This window comes from Streptomyces caelestis (genome assembly GCF_014205255.1).
GTDB lineage: Bacteria > Actinomycetota > Actinomycetes > Streptomycetales > Streptomycetaceae > Streptomyces > Streptomyces caelestis.
In genome coordinates, this window is the sequence record NZ_JACHNE010000001.1 from 6,470,947 (window position 1) to 6,487,846 (window position 16,900).

12 protein-coding genes and 1 riboswitch are annotated in these 16,900 nt (G+C 71.5%); of the genes, 7 read left to right on the forward strand and 5 right to left on the reverse strand.

The window, feature by feature from the left end:
- Nucleotides 1–62: 62 nt before the first annotated feature.
- Nucleotides 63–623 (forward strand): DUF485 domain-containing protein, encoded by a 561-nt coding sequence (locus HDA41_RS29655; protein WP_184993835.1) that lies wholly within the window; start codon nucleotides 63–65, stop codon nucleotides 621–623.
- Nucleotides 620–2,212: a monocarboxylic acid transporter gene (locus HDA41_RS29660; RefSeq protein WP_184989249.1), complete on the forward strand. Its 1,593-nt coding sequence runs from the start codon at nucleotides 620–622 to the stop codon at nucleotides 2,210–2,212. Before HDA41_RS29655 ends, HDA41_RS29660 begins: the two co-directional genes overlap by 4 nt.
- A 42-nt stretch (nucleotides 2,213–2,254) precedes the next feature.
- On the opposite strand, the gene HDA41_RS29665 is transcribed toward HDA41_RS29660, so the two are convergent.
- The 4 genes from HDA41_RS29665 to HDA41_RS29680 all read right to left on the reverse strand — a co-directional run bounded on the left by HDA41_RS29665 (nucleotide 2,255) and on the right by HDA41_RS29680 (nucleotide 6,986).
- Nucleotides 2,255–2,935, reverse strand: a complete 681-nt coding sequence (locus HDA41_RS29665) for a response regulator (RefSeq protein WP_184993837.1) — start codon at nucleotides 2,933–2,935, stop codon at nucleotides 2,255–2,257.
- Nucleotides 2,935–4,605: a sensor histidine kinase gene (locus HDA41_RS29670; RefSeq protein WP_184989252.1), complete on the reverse strand. Its 1,671-nt coding sequence runs from the start codon at nucleotides 4,603–4,605 to the stop codon at nucleotides 2,935–2,937. The genes HDA41_RS29665 and HDA41_RS29670 overlap by 1 nt, the downstream gene beginning before the upstream one ends.
- A gap of 123 nt (nucleotides 4,606–4,728) precedes the next feature.
- Complete coding sequence (locus HDA41_RS29675; RefSeq protein WP_184989255.1) at nucleotides 4,729–5,673, reverse strand: ferredoxin family protein; 945 nt, start codon at nucleotides 5,671–5,673, stop codon at nucleotides 4,729–4,731.
- A 53-nt stretch (nucleotides 5,674–5,726) separates the two neighbouring features.
- Complete coding sequence (locus HDA41_RS29680; RefSeq protein WP_184989258.1) at nucleotides 5,727–6,986, reverse strand: citrate synthase; 1,260 nt, start codon at nucleotides 6,984–6,986, stop codon at nucleotides 5,727–5,729.
- A gap of 110 nt (nucleotides 6,987–7,096) precedes the next feature.
- Between HDA41_RS29680 and HDA41_RS29685 the strand changes: the two genes are divergently transcribed.
- Nucleotides 7,097–8,290: a citrate synthase/methylcitrate synthase gene (locus HDA41_RS29685; protein WP_184989261.1), complete on the forward strand. Its 1,194-nt coding sequence runs from the start codon at nucleotides 7,097–7,099 to the stop codon at nucleotides 8,288–8,290.
- A 466-nt stretch (nucleotides 8,291–8,756) separates the two neighbouring features.
- On the forward strand, nucleotides 8,757–9,815 hold the full coding sequence (locus HDA41_RS29690) for a CobW family GTP-binding protein (RefSeq protein ID WP_184989264.1): 1,059 nt from the start codon (nucleotides 8,757–8,759) through the stop codon (nucleotides 9,813–9,815).
- A 19-nt stretch (nucleotides 9,816–9,834) separates the two neighbouring features.
- Here the strand turns inward: HDA41_RS29690 and HDA41_RS29695 are convergent, their stop codons facing one another.
- Nucleotides 9,835–12,291: a DNA gyrase/topoisomerase IV subunit A gene (locus tag HDA41_RS29695; RefSeq protein WP_184989267.1), complete on the reverse strand. Its 2,457-nt coding sequence runs from the start codon at nucleotides 12,289–12,291 to the stop codon at nucleotides 9,835–9,837.
- A 502-nt stretch (nucleotides 12,292–12,793) separates the two neighbouring features.
- Between HDA41_RS29695 and HDA41_RS29700 the strand changes: the two genes are divergently transcribed.
- The 3 genes from HDA41_RS29700 (at nucleotide 12,794) to HDA41_RS29710 (ending at nucleotide 16,728) form a co-directional block, all read left to right on the forward strand.
- The gene (locus HDA41_RS29700) at nucleotides 12,794–14,188 is read left to right on the forward strand and encodes a M16 family metallopeptidase (RefSeq protein WP_184993839.1); all 1,395 of its coding nucleotides are present in this window, start codon (nucleotides 12,794–12,796) and stop codon (nucleotides 14,186–14,188) included.
- Nucleotides 14,185–15,573 (forward strand): M16 family metallopeptidase, encoded by a 1,389-nt coding sequence (locus HDA41_RS29705; RefSeq protein WP_184989270.1) that lies wholly within the window; start codon nucleotides 14,185–14,187, stop codon nucleotides 15,571–15,573. The genes HDA41_RS29700 and HDA41_RS29705 overlap by 4 nt, the downstream gene beginning before the upstream one ends.
- A 192-nt stretch (nucleotides 15,574–15,765) precedes the next feature.
- Nucleotides 15,766–15,929: riboswitch (cyclic di-AMP (ydaO/yuaA leader) on the forward strand.
- Between the two features lie 13 nt (nucleotides 15,930–15,942).
- Entirely contained in the window at nucleotides 15,943–16,728 is a 786-nt protein-coding gene (locus HDA41_RS29710; protein WP_184989273.1) for a M23 family metallopeptidase, read from the forward strand.
- Nucleotides 16,729–16,900 lie beyond the last annotated feature (172 nt).

Below are 16,900 nucleotides of genomic sequence, written 5' to 3' on the forward strand. Positions count from 1 at the left end.
GATGGGGTGAAGAGCGAGGGGAAGAAGAGTCGGAGATCTTCCCGTTCTGTCCATCCTTGGGCATGCAACCAAGCAAGGGCCGTCCCGGTAGCGATGGGGCCGGTCAGGAAAGTCCGGTCGAGCGACTCGATGGTGCCGACCCGGGCCCGGCGGAAGAGGCCGGACACCTCAGGTACGACGATCCGTGGTACGACGCCCTTGCCTCCGACTGGGGCGAGCCGGCCGGTGCCGGGGTGCCGGCTCCGGCCGTGGTTCCGTCGGCACGCGGGGAGCACCGGACCGGGGCCGCGGCGGCCGATGTGTACCTGGAGGTGCAGCGCAGCGCGGCGTTTCAGGAGGTGCGGCGGCGGTACCGGAGGTTCGTGGTACCGGCCTTTGTAGCGTTCTTCGCCTGGTACGTGGGCTACGTCGTCGCTGCCACGACCGCGCCGGAGCTGATGGCGCGGCCCGTGGCGGGAGCGGTGAACGTGGCGCTGGTGGCGGGGCTCGGGCAGTTCCTGACCACGTTCCTGTTCACCTGGGCCTACGCGCGGCACGCGCGGCTGCGCAGGGACCGGGCGGCGCTCGAACTGCGCTGGCACACACAGGAGCTGACGCGCGGTGTGAACGGCGGTGTCTCGTGACGGGAGAACACCAGACGCTGGCGCTGCTGCTGTTCAGCGGGTTCGTCGCGGTCACGCTGGCGATCACGACATGGGTGAGCCGCAAACGGCGTGGTTCGGCGGAGGAGTTCTACGCGGGTGGGCGGCTCTTCTCACCCATGGAGAATGGTTTTGCCATCGCGGGTGACTACATGTCGGCCGCCTCCTTCCTGGGGGTCACCGGACTCATCGCGCTGTTCGGCTACGACGGGCTGCTGTATGTCGTCGGCTTCCTCGTGGCCTGGCTGGTGGTGCTGTTCCTCGTGGCCGAACTGGTCCGCAACTGCGGCCGGTTCACGCTCGCGGACGTCGTGGCGGCGCGGATGAGGGAGCGGCCGGTACGGATCGCGGCGGGAACGTCCTCGGTCACCGTGTCCGTCCTGTATCTGGTGGCGCAGATGGTCGGCGCGGGCAGCCTGGTGGCGCTGCTGCTCGGGGGCACCAGTGAGGCGGCGCGGGCCTGGACCGTCATCGGGGTCGGCGCGCTCATGGTGATCTATGTGTCGGTGGGAGGGATGCGGGCGACGACGTGGATCCAGATCGTCAAGGCCGTCCTGTTGCTCGGCGGCACGATCGCGCTGACGGTGCTCGTCCTGGTGCGCTTCCACGGCGACCTGGACCGGCTGCTGCTCACGGCGGCCGAGCGCAGCGGTCACGGGGAGGCGTTCTTGGCGCCAGGGCTGAGGTACGGCGGGGACTGGACCGCCCGTTTCGACTTCATCAGTCTGGGGCTGGCGCTGGTGCTCGGAACGGCCGGGCTGCCGCACATCCTGTCCCGGTTCTACACCGTGCCCACCGCGCGCGCCGCACGCCGCTCGGTCGTCTGGGCGGTCGGGCTCATCGGCGGTTTCTACCTGATGACGATCGTGCTCGGATTCGGCGCGGCCGCCATCGTGGGGCCCGACGCGGTACGCGGGTCGAACGCGGCCGGGAACACGGCCGTTCCGCTGCTGGCGCTCGATCTGGGCGGCGGTGCCGGATCCACCGGTGGAACGGTTCTCTTCGCGATCGTCGCCGCGGTCGCCTTCGCCACGATCCTCGCCGTGGTCGCCGGGATCACACTCGCGTCCTCGGCGTCGGTGGCCCACGACCTGTACGCGTCCCTGAGGCGCCGGGGCGGCAAGCCCCGCAGCGAGGTGGCCGTGGCCCGTGTCGCCGCGGTCAGTGTCGGCGTGGTGGCGATCGCCCTCGGTCTGCTGGCGCGGGATCTCAACGTCGCGTTCCTGGTGGGCCTCGCCTTCGCCGTCGCCGCGTCGGCGAACCTTCCGGTGCTGCTCTACTCCCTGTTCTGGCCGGGCTTCACCACACGGGGTGCCGTGTGGGCCGTCTACGGCGGTCTGGTCCCGGCCGTGGTGCTCGTGGTGCTGTCCCCGGTGGTCTCCGGAGGCCCCGACTCGCTGTTCCCGAACGTCGACCTCCAGTACTTCCCGTTGCAGAACCCGGGCCTGGTCTCGATCCCGCTGGGCTTCCTGGCGGGCTGGCTGGGCACGGTCACGTCGGCGGAGATCCCGGACGAGGCCAAGCACGCGGAGACCGAGGTGCGGTCGCTGACCGGGGTGGGGGCCGCGTAACGGGCCAGCCACGGCTGCCTGCGGTACGAACCGCGGCTGTACCTAGGCGCGAGTCGCCCACACGTAACGGTGTTCCGGGCGGCCCGCGTCGCCGTACTTGAGGGTCAGCCTGGCCCGTCCCGTGCGCTCCAGGAGCTTCAGATAGCGCTGGGCGGTCTGGCGGCTCACCCCGGTCCGCTCGGCGATCTCCTGGGCGGACAGCGGCCCGTCGGCGTTCATCAGGGACTGCCGGACCAGCTCAGCGGTGGTGGGGGAGTGCCCCTTGGGCAGGTCCGGCTCGGAGGGAGCCGACAGCGCCCCGAAGATGCGGTCCACCTCGGCCTGCTCCGCCTCCCCGCCACCGTCGAGGGTGCGGCGCAGCTCCGCGTACGCCTCCAGTTTGGCGCGCAGACCGGCGAAGGCGAACGGCTTGACGAGGTACTGCAACGCGCCGTGCCGCATCGCCGCCTGCACGGTGGTCACATCCCGGGCCGCCGTCACCATGATCACGTCGGCCTGGTGGCCGCGTCGGCGCATCTCCTGGACGACCGCGAGCCCCGTCTCGTCGGGCAGGTAGTGGTCCATGAGCACCAGGTCGAGCCGCGGCAGTGTCTCCAGCTGGCTCAGCGCCTCCGCGGCGGTGTGGGCCTCGCCGGCGACATGGAAGCCCGGCACCTTCTCGACGTAGGCGGCGTTGACCCGCGCGACCCTGGTGTCGTCGTCCACGACCAGGACCTCGATCATCACGACTCCTCCTTGGCGGTCTGCGGAGCTGACGGCAGGCTCAGGGCCGGTTCCGGGCCCGGCTCGGCCAGCGCCTCGGGCAGGACGACGGTGAACTCCGCGCCCCCGCCGTGCGCCTCGCCGACGGTCGCGCTGCCCCCCTGCCGCTCGGCGAGCCTGCGCACCAGGGAGAGTCCGATGCCCCGCTCGCGGTGCGCGGGCGGCTTCTTCGTGGACCATCCCTCGGTGAAGATCAACTCCCGGTGCTCCGGCGGGATTCCCGGGCCCGTGTCGCGCACCCGGAGGATCGCCGTACGACCCTCGGCGCGCAGTTCGACCTCCACGCGCGCGTGCGGGGTGCCCGCGGCGGCGTCGAGGGCGTTGTCCACCAGGTTGCCGACGACGGTGACGAGCCCCTGGGGATCGATCAGCCGGTCGGGCAGCCGGGTCCGGTCCGAGACCCACAGTGCGACGCCCCGCTCGGCCGCGACGGTCGCCTTGCCGACCAACAGGGCGGCGAGCAGCGGGTCCTCGATCCGCTCGGTGACCTGTTCCGCAGTGGCCCGGTGGTCACCGACCACCTCGCCGACGAACTCGACGGCGTCGTCGTACATCTCCAGTTCGAGCAGTCCCAGGAGCGTGTGCATACGGTTGGCGTGCTCGTGGTCCTGGGCGCGCAGGGCGTCGATCAGGCCGTGGGTGGAGTCGAGCTCGCGGCCCAGCTGCTCCAGCTCCGTGCGGTCGCGCAGGGTGGCCACGGCGCCGCCGTCGTCGGTGGGCATTCGGTTGGCGACCAGCACCCGCTGGCCGCGGACGGTGAGCAGGTCCGTGCCGGTCACGCGCCCGGCCAGCACGTCGGCCGTGCGGCCCGCGCCGAGCGCCTCGTCGGGGGAGCGGCCCACCACCGCGTCCCCGATGCCCAGCAGGCGCTGCGCCTCGTCGTTGACCAGGCGGATGCGCCCGGTGCGGTCCAGGGCGACGACGCCCTCCCGGATGCCGTGCAGCATCGCCTCGCGTTCCGACAGGAGCGACGCGATGTCCGAGAAGGCCAGGTCCCTGGTTTGCCGCTGAACCCGCCGGGAGATGAGCCACGCGGCCAGCGCGCCGACGGCCAGGGCGCCTCCGGCGTACGCGAGCAGGCCCGGGATCGCGTGGATCAGCCGGGCCCGGACGCTGTCGTAGGCGATGCCGACCGAGACGGCGCCGACGACCGTGCCGTCGCTGTCACGCAGCGGCACCTTGCCGCGGGCGGAGCGGCCCAGGGTGCCGCTGTCGATCTCCATGACCTCCTTGCCGGCCAGGGCCTGGCTGGGGTCGGTCGAGACGATGCCGCCGATCTGCTTCGGGTCGGTGTGCGACCAGCGCACGCCCCGCCAGTCCATCACCACGATGTACTCGGCCTGGGTGGCCTTCCGGATCCGCTCCGCCTCCTTCTGCACCGGACCGTTCGGTGACGGAGGCGTGTCCCTCACTTCCTTGGCGAGGCCCGGCTGCTGCGCGGTGGTCTGCGCGATGGCGAGCGCGCGGCGCATCGCCTGGTCGTCCAGCTGGTCGCTCAGGGGCGCGAGGAACAGCCCGGTCGCGAGGACCGCGACTCCCGCGGCGATCGCCACCTGCATCAGCAGCACCTGCGAGAACACCCGCCGGGGCAGGCCGAGGCGCAGGCGGCGTGCGGGGGGAGTGGGGCTCATACCCAAGAAGGTACGTGGGGCTGCCTACCCGCCGTAATGGGTGTGGCGTGGATCTCTTGATCAATGCTTGAGGAGACCGAGCAAACCTTGAGAAGACGGTCCGGACCGCGGCCGGCGGTCCGGTCAGCTTGCCAGCGCCGTCGTCACCCTCACCTCGCGCACCGCCACCACGTCCATCCGCGCGGGCGAACCGAGGACAGCCGCACCACAGCTCTCCGGCCGGGGTGGCAGGGCCGCGCCCTGGGCCACCTCGACCTGCCAGCGGCGCCCGTCGGCGTGGGCGACGGTCACCTCCCAGCGCGGGGCGGCGCCGGCCGTCCGTACGACGCTCAGCGCCTGCGCGGCGTACTCACCGGTCTCGGTGCGCACGGCCAGCTCGGCCGCCTGACCGGGCCGTTCCCAGGCCGAACTGCCCCGGCACCCCTCCACGACGATCCGCCCCTCCCGCGCGCCGTGCAGGACCTCCTTGAGGGTGTGCGCCTCGGCCCGGCCGTACGCGTATCCGTACGGCAGCACGAGCACCGTCGGCGAGAAGCGGTGACCACCCAGATGGGTGACCTCCCAGACGCCCTCGACGCCGGACGTGGCGAGTTCGGCCGCGAGAGGCCGGCCGAGAAGGGCGCAGCAGCGGTCGCGCTTGCCGTTGGTGCAGACGAGGGCGAGCGGATCACCGTCGTGGGGCCGTCCGCCGAGCACCGCGTCGAAGGAGCGGTGCTCGCCCCGGCCGAGTGCGGCGAAGTCGAGATCGAGGAGCTGCCCGGGATCCGAGGTCGTGGCGCCGTGCAGCCACACGTTCCCCGGAACGATGTGGGCCGCGTACACCCGGCGGGTGGCGGGCATCCTGCGGTCCGCGTGACGTCCGGGGCGGCGGATGAGGACGATCCGTACGCCTGTGTCCTTCGCGGCCGCCTCCAGGGCACGGCCCAGCGCGGGGTCCAGGTGGCTCGAAGTGAGCGCCTTGGCACCCCATGGACCGGGCTGTTCCAGCAACAGCCAGGTCGTCGCGGTGGCCGCGGTTCCCGAAACGGGCTCGTCGGAGTCCCGGGAGACGCTTGAGCACGTACTCACAGAGGTGAGCCTAACCTGACTTGGATCACGGTGACTCTCGGCCCCGCCCTGCGCTACTCCGGTAGTGGCTGAGGCGGCTTCGGGCCCGCGTAGAGCCCGCTCGGACGCATGCGCAGCGGGCGCTCGCCGTACTCCTCCAGGGCGTGGGCGATCCAGCCCGCCGTACGGGCCACCGCGAAGATCGTCTCGCCCGCGGTCGGGGGCATGCCGCAGGACGTGGTGAGCACGGCGAGTGCCAGGTCGACGTTGGCGTGCAGCGGGGCGTGGCGGGCGGTGGTCTCGACGATGTCCCGGGCCGCGAGGAGGGCGGGTTCCGCGCGTGGGATCTGCTCCAGGAGGCCGAACAGGGCACGCGCGCGTGGGTCCTCGCCCGGGTAGAGCCGGTGGCCGAGTCCCGGGATGCGGCGGCCGGCACGCAGTTCGTCCGTGATCACGGGCGCGGCGTCGCCCTGGTCGAGCACGTCGACGAGCAGCCGGTGGGCGAGTCCGCTGGCCGCGCCGTGCAGCGGGCCCTCGATCACGCCGAGGCCGGCGGAGACCGCCGCGTAGGCGTGGGCGCGGGCCGACGCGGCGACGCGCACCGCCAGCGTGGAGGCGGCCAGGTCGTGGTCGAGGAGGAGGGCGAGGGCGGTGTCCAGGGCGCGCAGGGACGCCTCGTCGGGGTTCTTGCGCGGCGACAGCCGGCTCCACAGGCGGTGGGCCAGGGGCCCCTCGTCGCGGCGGTCGTGTCCTGCCGGCGGCAAAGCGGCGACGAGTGTGGGGATGAGGGTGCGCGCCGTGCCGAGCACGGCGTCCTCGGACAGGTCGAAGCGCAGCGGGTCGGCGGTCGCGGCGGCGATCGTCGCGACGCGCAGCAGGTCGGTGGGCGCGGCGTGTTCGGGCAGCGCGTCGACGGCGCGGCGGGCGACGGCGACCGAGGCGGCCGGTGCGGTGAACGTGTTGCCCGGCCGCATCCGGCCCGTCCACAGCCACTCGGCGACCTCCTCGTAGGTGTGCCGCATGGCCAGGTCGACCGCGTCGACACCGCGGTAGTAGTAGCGGTCGCTCTCGATGAGCGTGATGCGGGTGCGGACGGACAACTCGCCGCCGGAGGGGGAACTCCCCGCGCTCTCCCGCCTGTTGCGCCGGGCGAGCGCCTCGACCTCCCTGGCGTCGAAGGTGCTGCCCCGGCCGCCGGTCACCCTCCGGCTGCTGAGCTGACCGCGGCTCACGTACGCGTACACGGTCTCCGGCTTCACGCCGAGCAGCTCGGCGGCCTCCTTGGTGCTCAGCCGCCGTTCCGCGCCGAGGGGGGCGGGTTCTTGATCGCGCATGGGGGTCACCGTATCCGCCTAGCGGACCATTGACTGACGGATTGATCGAATCAATATTGACATAACTTAAGTCAACCATGGACAGTCGAATCAAGTCCAGGGAGGAAGACATGTCCGTCAACAGGTCCGCAGCCGCTCTCATCGACGCACCACGGGGACTCGCCGGTGTCGTCGTCACCGACACCCGGATCGGTGACGTCCGTGGCGTCGAGGGCTTCTACCACTACCGGCAGTACTCCGCCGTCGACCTCGCGCGAACCCGCGCCTTCGAGGACGTCTGGCACCTGCTCGTACACGGCGAACTGCCGGACGCCCGGCAGAGCGCGGTCTTCGCGGCGGAGACCGCGGCGCTGCGGCGGCTGCCCGACGAGGTGCGAGCGGCGCTGCCGGCCATGGCGGCGGCCGGCGGACGCTCCGGCCCGCTCGCGGGGATGCGCACGGCGCTGTCGCTGCTGGGCGCGGCCAAGGGCTTCCGGCCCGTGTACGACATCGATGCCGACCGGCGCAGGCAGGACACCCTGGAGGCGGCCGCTGCGGTACCCACGCTGCTCACCGCGCTGCACCGGCTGGGGAAAGGACTCGAGCCCGTGGAGCCGCGCGAGGATCTGTCGTACGCGGCCAACTACCTGTACATGTTGACCGGTTCGGTGCCGACCGAGCAGCACACACGGGCGATCGAGCAATACCTGATCTCAACCATTGATCACGGATTCAATGCGTCAACGTTCACGGCCCGGGTCATCGCGTCGACGGGTGCGGACGTGGCGGCCTGCCTCGCCGGTGCGGTGGCGGCGCTGTCGGGGCCGTTGCACGGGGGCGCGCCCAGTCGGGCGCTGGACACCCTGGACGCGATCGGCACCCCGGACCGTATCGACTCCTGGGTGCGGCAGAGGGTGGTCGCCGGTGAGCGCATCATGGGCTTCGGGCACGCGATCTACCGCACGGAGGATCCGCGGTCGCGTTTGCTGCGCGAGGTCTCCCAGGGGTTCGGCGGTCCGCGGGTGAACTTCGCCGTGGAAGTGGAGCGGCACGTCGAGGCGATCCTGGCGGAGCTGAAGCCCGGCCGTGAGCTCCACACCAACGTCGAGTACTACGCGGGCGTGGTCATGGAACTGTGCGGCCTGCCCCGCGAGATGTTCACGCCGACGTTCGCCGCCGCGCGTGTGGTGGGCTGGAGCGCCAACATCCTGGAACAGGCGGAGGACACGAAGATCATCAGGCCGGTGGCGCGCTATGTGGGACCGGAGGCACCGGCGCCCGTGCCTGCCACACGTCACGACGGGTCGCGTGTTCCGCGTCCCTGAACTTCGCGGATGGCCTGCTTGAGGATGCGAAAGAGCCACCCCTCGTGACTGTCCGGCGGAAGGCCCTCCTTCGCGCCACGCGAGGCCTCCCGGAGCGGTGGAACAAGGGACTTCGGAGCAGGCTGCGGACGTACTGCCGTTCTATACGCTCGCCGGCGTGGTCCATGGCCATCTGAGTCAATTGGACGTGCAGGGCTCGCAGCTCCGCTCTGGCGCTGCGTCGTAGTTCTTCGCGGGAGGAGATGCGTTCCCCCGATTCAGGCGGCCGTCCGCCGGCCGTCGGTACGCGGCTCTACTCAAGGGAACCGGCGAGCGGTGGGCGGCGCTTGCCGTTTCCCACAGTGCTGCTGACACTCGTTCACTTCGTCGCCATTCGCACGGCTCGTATCCTGGGGCGGCATCCCATCCTCGTACGTGTGCCGGGAACGCGAGCCGGTGCACGCGTCGGCGTGAGAGAGGTCGCACGGTGAGCTTGCCGAGCCCGGAACCGCAGCAGATCCCGGTCGTCGTCCTGGCCGGATTCCTCGGCTCGGGGAAGACCACACTCCTCAACCACCTCCTCCATCGCAGCGGCGGCAGCCGTATCGGTGCCATCGTCAACGACTTCGGGGCCATCGAGATCGACGCGATGGCCGTGGCGGGAGCGCTCGGCGACTCGACGGTCTCGCTCGGCAACGGGTGCCTGTGCTGTGCCGTGGACGCGAGCGAGCTGGACCAGTACCTGGAACGGCTCGCGGACCCCTCCCTCGGCATCGACGTCATCGTCATCGAGGCGAGCGGGCTGGCCGAGCCGCAGGAACTCGTGCGGATGGTGCTCGCCAGCGAGCACCCGGGGATCGTGTACGGCGGGCTGGTCGAGGTCGTCGACGCCGCCGAGTTCGACGACACGCGGTCCAGGCATCCCGAGGTCGACCGGCATCTCGCGCTGGCCGATCTCGTCGTGGTCAACAAGCTCGACCGGGCGGCGGACGGCGAACGCGTCCTCGGACTGGTCCGGTCCCTCGTCGACCGCGCCGCCGTCGTCCCGGCCTCCTACGGCCGGATCGACCCCGAGTTCCTCTTCGACTGCCGGCCGAGCGAGGAACGCATCGGGCAGCTGTCCTTCGACGACCTGCACGAGCACGGCGCGGACGACCACGCCGAGCACCTGCACAGCGCCTACGACAGCCTGTCGTTCGTCTCGCGGGAACCCCTCGACCCGCGCCGGCTGATGGAGTTCCTCGACAGCCGGCCCGAAGGGCTGTACCGGATCAAGGGCTACGTCGACTTCGGGCCGTACGACGTCCGCAACCGCTACGCCGTCCATGCCGTCGGGCGGTTCCTGCGCTTCTACCCGGAACCCTGGCCGGGCGGGGGCGAACGCCTCACCCAGCTGGTCCTCATCGGCTCCGGCATCGACGCCTCCGCCCTCGACAAGGAACTCGGCGCGTGCAGGAGCGACGCCCCACACGCCGACGAGCACGGCATGTGGGGCGTCCTGAGGTACGTACGGAATCCGGCGGAGGACCCGGCAGAGCCTGCCTGAGCCCCTCCGCCCGGAGGGCCTAGACCGGCCCCGCCACCACCGCCACCGTCTTCGCCAGGGACACACCCGAGCCGTCACGCCTCGGGTCCATCTCCGGGAGGTCGGCAGGGGTGCCGTCCTTCTGCGCCGCGAGGGCCGGGGCCGGGCCCGCCCAGGCCAGCGACAGGCAGTCCTCGCCCTTCAGGAACCGCTGGCAGCGGACGCCGCCGGTGGCGCGGCCCTTGCGCGGGTACTGGTCGAACGGGGTCATCTTGGCCGTCGTCTGCACGGAGTCGTCCAGCGTGCCCCGCGAGCCGGCGACGGTGAAGACGACGGCGTCCACGGCCGGGTCCACCGCCGTGAAGGAGATGACCTTCGCGCCCTCGGAGAGCTTGATGCCGGCCACACCGCCGGCCGGGCGGCCCTGCGGACGGACCTGGGACGCCTGGAAGCGCAGCAGCTGGGAGTCGTCGGTGATGAAGACCAGATCCTCCTCGCCGGTGCGCAGCTCGATCGCGCCGACGATCCGGTCGCCCTCCTTGAGGGTGATCACCTCCAGCTCCTCCTTGCTGGACGGATAGTCCGGCACCACACGCTTGACCACGCCCTGTTCCGTGCCGAGCGCCAGGCCCGGCGACGACTCGTCGAGCGTCGTCAGGCAGACCACTGTCTCGTCGTCCTCCAGGGAGACGAACTCCGCCAGCGGGGCGCCTCCCGCGAGGTTCGGCGTCGCCATCGACTCCGGGAGCTGGGGCAGGTCGATCACGTTCAGCCGCAGCAGCCGGCCCGCCGAGGTGACCGCGCCCACCTCGCCGCGGGCGGTGGCCGGCACCGCCGAGACGATCACGTCGTGCTTCACGCGCTTGGCGCCGGCGTCCTCGGCGAACGGCTCGCCGTTCGCCGTACGCGCCAGCAGACCCGTCGAGGACAGCAGCACCCGGCACGGGTCGTCGGCCACCTGGAGCGGCACGGCGGCGACCGGGGCACCACCCGACTCCAGCAGGACCGTACGCCGGTCGGTGCCGAACTTCTTGGCCACGTTGGCCAGTTCGGAGGAGACCAGCTTGCGCAGCTCCGCGTCCGAGTCGAGGATCCGGGTCAGTTCCTCGATCTCCGCGTTGAGCCGGTCCTTCTCCGTCTCCAGCTCGATGCGGTCGTACTTGGTCAGGCGGCGCAGCGGCGTGTCGAGGATGTACTGCGTCTGCACCTCGCTCAGCGAGAACTGCTCCATCAGGCGCTGCTTCGCCTGTGCGGAGTTCTCGCTGGAGCGGATGAGACGGATGACCTCGTCGATGTCCAGCAGGGCCGTCAGCAGGCCCTCGACCAGGTGCAGCCGGTCGCGCTTCTTGCCGCGGCGGAACTCCGAGCGGCGCCGCACGACGTTGAAACGGTGGTCGAGATAGACCTCCAGCAGCTCCTTCAGCCCCAGCGTGAGCGGCTGGCCGTCGACCAGGGCGACGTTGTTGATGCCGAAGGACTCCTCCATCGGCGTCAGCTTGTACAGCTGCTCCAGGACCGCCTCCGGCACGAAGCCGTTCTTGATCTCGATGACCAGGCGCAGGCCGTGCGCGCGGTCCGTGAGGTCCTTGACGTCGGCGATGCCCTGGAGCTTCTTCGACCCCACCAGGTCCTTGATCTTGGCGATCACCTTCTCCGGGCCGACCGTGAAGGGCAGCTCCGTGACGACGAGGCCCTTGCGGCGCGCCGTCACGTTGTCCACGGAGACCGTCGCGCGGATCTTGAACGTGCCGCGGCCCGTCTCGTAGGCGTCCCGGATGCCGGACAGACCGACGATGCGGCCGCCGGTGGGCAGGTCGGGGCCCGGGACGTGCTTCATCAGGGCGTCGAGATCGGCGTTCGGGTGCCTGATCAGGTGGCGGGCGGCGGCGATCACCTCGCGCAGGTTGTGCGGCGGCATGTTCGTGGCCATGCCGACCGCGATGCCCGAGGCGCCGTTGACCAGGAGGTTCGGGAAGGCGGCAGGCAGCGCCACCGGTTCCTGCTCCTGGCCGTCGTAGTTGGGGTTGAAGTCGACGGTGTCCTCGTCGATGGACTCCGTCATGAGGCTCGTCGCCTCGGCCATTCGGCACTCGGTGTACCGCATGGCGGCCGGCGGGTCGTCGTTGCCCAGCGAGCCGAAGTTGCCGTGGCCGTCGACCAGCGGGACACGCATCGAGAAGGGCTGGGCCATGCGCACGAGGGCGTCGTAGATCGACGCGTCGCCGTGCGGGTGCAGCTTGCCCATCACCTCGCCGACGACGCGGGCGCACTTGACGTACCCGCGCTCGGGGCGCAGGCCCATCTCGTTCATCTGGTAGACGATGCGGCGGTGCACCGGCTTGAGGCCGTCGCGCGCGTCGGGCAGGGCGCGGGAGTAGATGACCGAGTACGCGTACTCGAGGAAGGAGCCCTGCATCTCGTCGACGACGTCGATGTCGAGGATTCTCTCCTCGTACGAGTCGTCGGGCGGCGGGGTCTTCGTGCTGCGGCGGGCCATCGCTGCCGGCTCCTTGCTGAAGCGTTGAACGAGATCTGACGCCGACCATTGTGGACCGCCGCACTGACAACCGGGACCAGCACCCGGTCCACGGCCTCCCCGGCAAGGGTTTCCCGGCCTGCCCGGCAAGGGTTTCCCACGGGTGCCGCGGGGACCGCTCGCCGCGCCTCGGCGGCGGCCGGGACCCGGTCGGAGGACTGCCGCAGGCCGGCCTGTCCGAGGTCTTTCGCCCGATCCCGTCCCGGTCACATCCCGGCCCCGTCCCGGCTCCCGGCCGCCTGCCGTGTGCCGAGATCACCGCGCGCGGACGCGCCGGTGCCGGGCCTCCGGCCAGGCACGCTGTCACCACCGCACACCGTCCCCGGCCGCTTCCCCCTCTCGCTCTGCGCGTACGCCCCCGGGAACTTCACCAGGGCCCCGCACGCTTGCATACAGTGGCAGGACTCGCCAGGAAAAACGCGGTTTGAACGACCGCACCGCGATCGAAGGGACGTACATGCCCATGGGTCACACGGCCACAGCCCAGGCAGGCTCCGGGGGCCTGACAGCGACCGAGCACCGCCTGGCCAACGGCCTGCGCGTGGTGCTCTCCGAGGACCACCTGACCCCGGTCGCGGCGGTGTGCCTCTGGTACGACGTCGGCTCACGCCATGAAGTCAAGGGGCGTACCGGCCTGGCTCACCTTTTCGAGCACCTGATGTTCCAGGGTTCCGCCCAGGTGAAGGGCAACGGCCACTTCGAGCTCGTCCAGGGCGCGGGCGGCTCGCTGAACGGCACCACCAGCTTCGAGCGGACCAACTACTTCGAGACCATGCCCACCCACCAGCTGGAGCTCGCCCTCTGGCTGGAGGCCGACCGCATGGGCTCCCTGCTGGCCGCGCTCGACGACGAGTCGATGGAGAACCAGCGGGACGTCGTCAAGAACGAGCGCCGGCAGCGCTACGACAACGTCCCCTACGGCACCGCCTTCGAGAAGCTGACCGCCCTCGCCTACCCGGAGGGCCACCCCTACCACCACACCCCGATCGGCTCGATGGCCGACCTGGACGCGGCCACCCTGGAGGACGCGCGCGCGTTCTTCCGCACCTACTACGCGCCGAACAACGCCGTGCTCTCCGTGGTCGGCGACATCGACCCGGAGCAGACCCTGGCCTGGATCGAGAAGTACTTCGGCTCCATCCCCGGCCACGACGGCAAGCCCGCGCCCCGGGACGGCACGCTGCCGGAGATCATCGGCGAGCAGCTGCGCGAGGTCGTCGAGGAGGAGGTGCCGGCGCGCGCCCTGATGGCCGCCTACCGGCTGCCGCACGACGGCACGCGCGCGTGCGACGCGGCCGACCTGGCCCTCACCGTCCTCGGCGGCGGCGAGTCCTCCCGCCTGTACAACCGCCTCGTACGGCGCGACCGTACGGCCGTGGCGGCCGGCTTCGGCCTGCTGCGGCTCGCCGGGGCGCCCTCCCTGGGCTGGCTGGACGTGAAGACGTCCGGTGACGTCGAGGTCCCGGTCATCGAGTCCGCGATCGACGAGGAGCTCGCCCGGTTCGCCGAGGAGGGCCCCACGGCCGAGGAGATGGAACGCGCCCAGGCCCAGCTGGAGCGCGAGTGGCTGGACCGGCTCGGCACGGTCGCCGGCCGCGCCGACGAACTGTGCCGGTACGCCGTCCTGTTCGGCGACCCGCAGCTCGCCCTGACCGCCGTGCAGCGCGTTCTGGACGTGACAGCCGAGGAGGTCCAGGAGGTCGCCAAGGCCCGCCTGCGGCCCGACAACCGCGCGGTGCTCGTCTACGAGCCGACCGCCCCGGCCGACCCGGAGACCGAGACCGCGGAAGGCACCGAAGACCTGGAGTCCGCGGCGACCGTGGAAGCCACCGACGAGAACGAGGAGGCGGCCAAGTGACCGAGCTCGCCACGATGGACTTCCACCCCCGTCCCCAGGCGGGCGAGGCCAGGCCGTGGGCCTTCCCGGCCCCCGAGCGCGGCGCGCTCGGCAACGGCCTGACGGTGCTGCGCTGCCACCGCCCCGGCCAGCAGGTCGTCGCCGTGGAGGTGCTGCTGGACGCGCCCCTGGACGCCGAGCAGGCCGGCCTCGACGGTGTGGCCACGATCATGGCCCGGGCCTTCTCCGAGGGCACCGACAAGCACTCCGCCGAGGAGTTCGCCGCCGAGCTGGAGCGCGCCGGCGCCACCCTCGACGCACACGCCGACCACCCCGGCGTCCGGCTCAGCCTGGAGGTGCCGGCCTCCCGGCTCGCCAAGGGGCTCGGCCTGATCGCCGACGCCCTCAGGGCGCCCGCGTTCGCCGACAGCGAGGTCGAGCGGCTGGTCCGCAACCGCCTCGACGAGATCCCGCACGAGCTGGCCAACCCCAGCCGCCGTGCCGCCAAGGAGCTCTCCAAGGAGCTGTTCCCGGAGGGCTCGCGCATGTCGCGGCCCCGCCAGGGCACCGAGGAGACGGTCGCCACGATCGACTCCGCGGCCGTACGCGCCTTCTACGAGAGGCACGTCAGGCCCGCCACGGCCACCGCCGTGGTCGTCGGCGACCTCACCGGCATCGACCTCGACGCCCTGCTCGGCGACACACTGGGCTCCTGGACCGGCTCCGCGGCCGAGCCGCGCCCGGTGCCGCCGGTGACCGCCGACGACACGGGCCGGGTCGTCATCGTGGACCGCCCCGGCGCCGTCCAGACGCAGCTGCTGATCGGCCGGATCGGCCCGGACCGGCACGACCGCGTGTGGCCCGCGCAGGTGCTCGGCACGTACTGCCTGGGCGGCACTCTCACCTCCCGCCTGGACCGCGTGCTGCGCGAGGAGAAGGGCTACACCTACGGGGTGCGGTCGTTCGGCCAGGTCCTGAGGTCCGCCCCGGACGGGACCGGTGCCGCGATGCTCGCCATCAGCGGCTCCGTGGACACCCCCAACACCGGCCCGGCCCTCCAGGATCTCTGGACGGTGCTGCGCACCCTCGCCGCCGAGGGGCTGACCGACGCCGAGCGGGACGTCGCCGTGCAGAACCTGGTCGGCGTGGCGCCGCTGAAGTACGAGACCGCGGCGGCCGTCGCGAGCACGCTGGCCGACCAGGTCGAGCAGCACCTGCCCGACGACTACCAGGCCACGCTGTACCGGCAGCTCGCCGCGACCGGCACCGTGGAGGCCACCGCGGCGGTCGTCAGCGCCTTCCCGGTGGACCGGCTGGTGACCGTCCTCGTCGGCGACGCGGCGCAGATCAAGGGCCCGGTCGAGGCCCTGGGCATCGGCGAAGTCTCGGTCGTCGCCGCCGAGTAGGAGCACGCGCGCGCAGGGGCCCTGGTTGTCTTCCAAGGCACCAGGGCTCCTTTATGCCCGAATTGATGCGGAGGTTGCCTGTCTGCCCTGTGGGATGCGCTACAAAAACCGGGATTCGTTTGGGAATTGAAAGTGGCCCCGCTTAGGTTCATCCGGGCTGTTCGTCAGGCAGTGCGCCGCACCCGCGGCACCGGACAGTCATCGCCGAGTCCCCGTATGGCGCGAGCCAGGGGAGCCGGGGACCCAACGCAGTCCCTGGGGTGAATCGGACGCCCGCGCGAGCCGCGAGGGGGTCCGTAGGAGACCTTCCTGCTCCGAACCCGTCAGCTAACCCGGTAGGCGAGAAGGAAGGAAAGGACCAGCCACTCCATGGCGTTCACCCGCGCCACAGGGAAGCATCGTCGTCCCAGCAGGATGCAGCGCGGCACCCGCCGCGCGGCGGGCGTCGCGGCCCTCGCCACCACCGGTGTCATCGGCACCGTGGCCGCCCCGGCCTTCGCCGCCGAGCCCGCCGTCGAGCAGACCGGTCTCACCCCCGTCGTCACCATGGGCGACACCGTGGCCCAGCAGATCGACGCCCAGGCCGCCGCCCAGAAGCAGGCCGCCGAGGAGGCCGCCGCCAAGAAGAAGGCCGAGGAGGCCGCCCGCAAGCGGGCCGCCGAGGCGGCCAAGGAGGCCAAGGAGGCGGCCGAGAAGGCCCGCGAGGCCAAGGAGCGCGCCGCCCGCGAGGCCGAGCGCAAGCGCCTCAACACCTTCGTGTCCCCGATCTCCGGCTCGTACGTCTCCACCGGCTACCAGACCAGCAGCGGCCTGTGGTCCTCCGGCAGCCACACCGGTGTCGACTTCCACGCGGCCAGCGGCACCTCCGTCCACGCGGTCGGCATGGGAGAGGTCGTCGAGGCGGGCTGGGGCGGGTCCTACGGCAACCAGATCGTGATCAAGATGAACGACGGCACGTACACCCAGTACGGCCACCTGTCGTCCATCAGCGTCTCGGTGGGCCAGAAGGTCACCCCCGGCCAGCAGATCGGCCTGTCCGGCGCGACCGGCAACGTCACCGGTCCGCACCTGCACTTCGAGGCCCGCACGAGCCCCGAGTACGGCTCCGACATCGACCCGGTCGCCTACCTCCGCTCGCACGGCGTGAGCGTCTGACGGCGTACCGCTCCGCTTCCCGAGGCCCCGGCTCCCCGAGCCGGGGCTTTCGGCGTTTGTGATGCCCGGCTGTCCAAAAAATATCCATGGATTCCGGCTCGCCGTCGGAAATTCGGGCTCATTGCAATAGAGTCACGGAACACGCGTCACTCGTCGACGTTTCACGGGGATT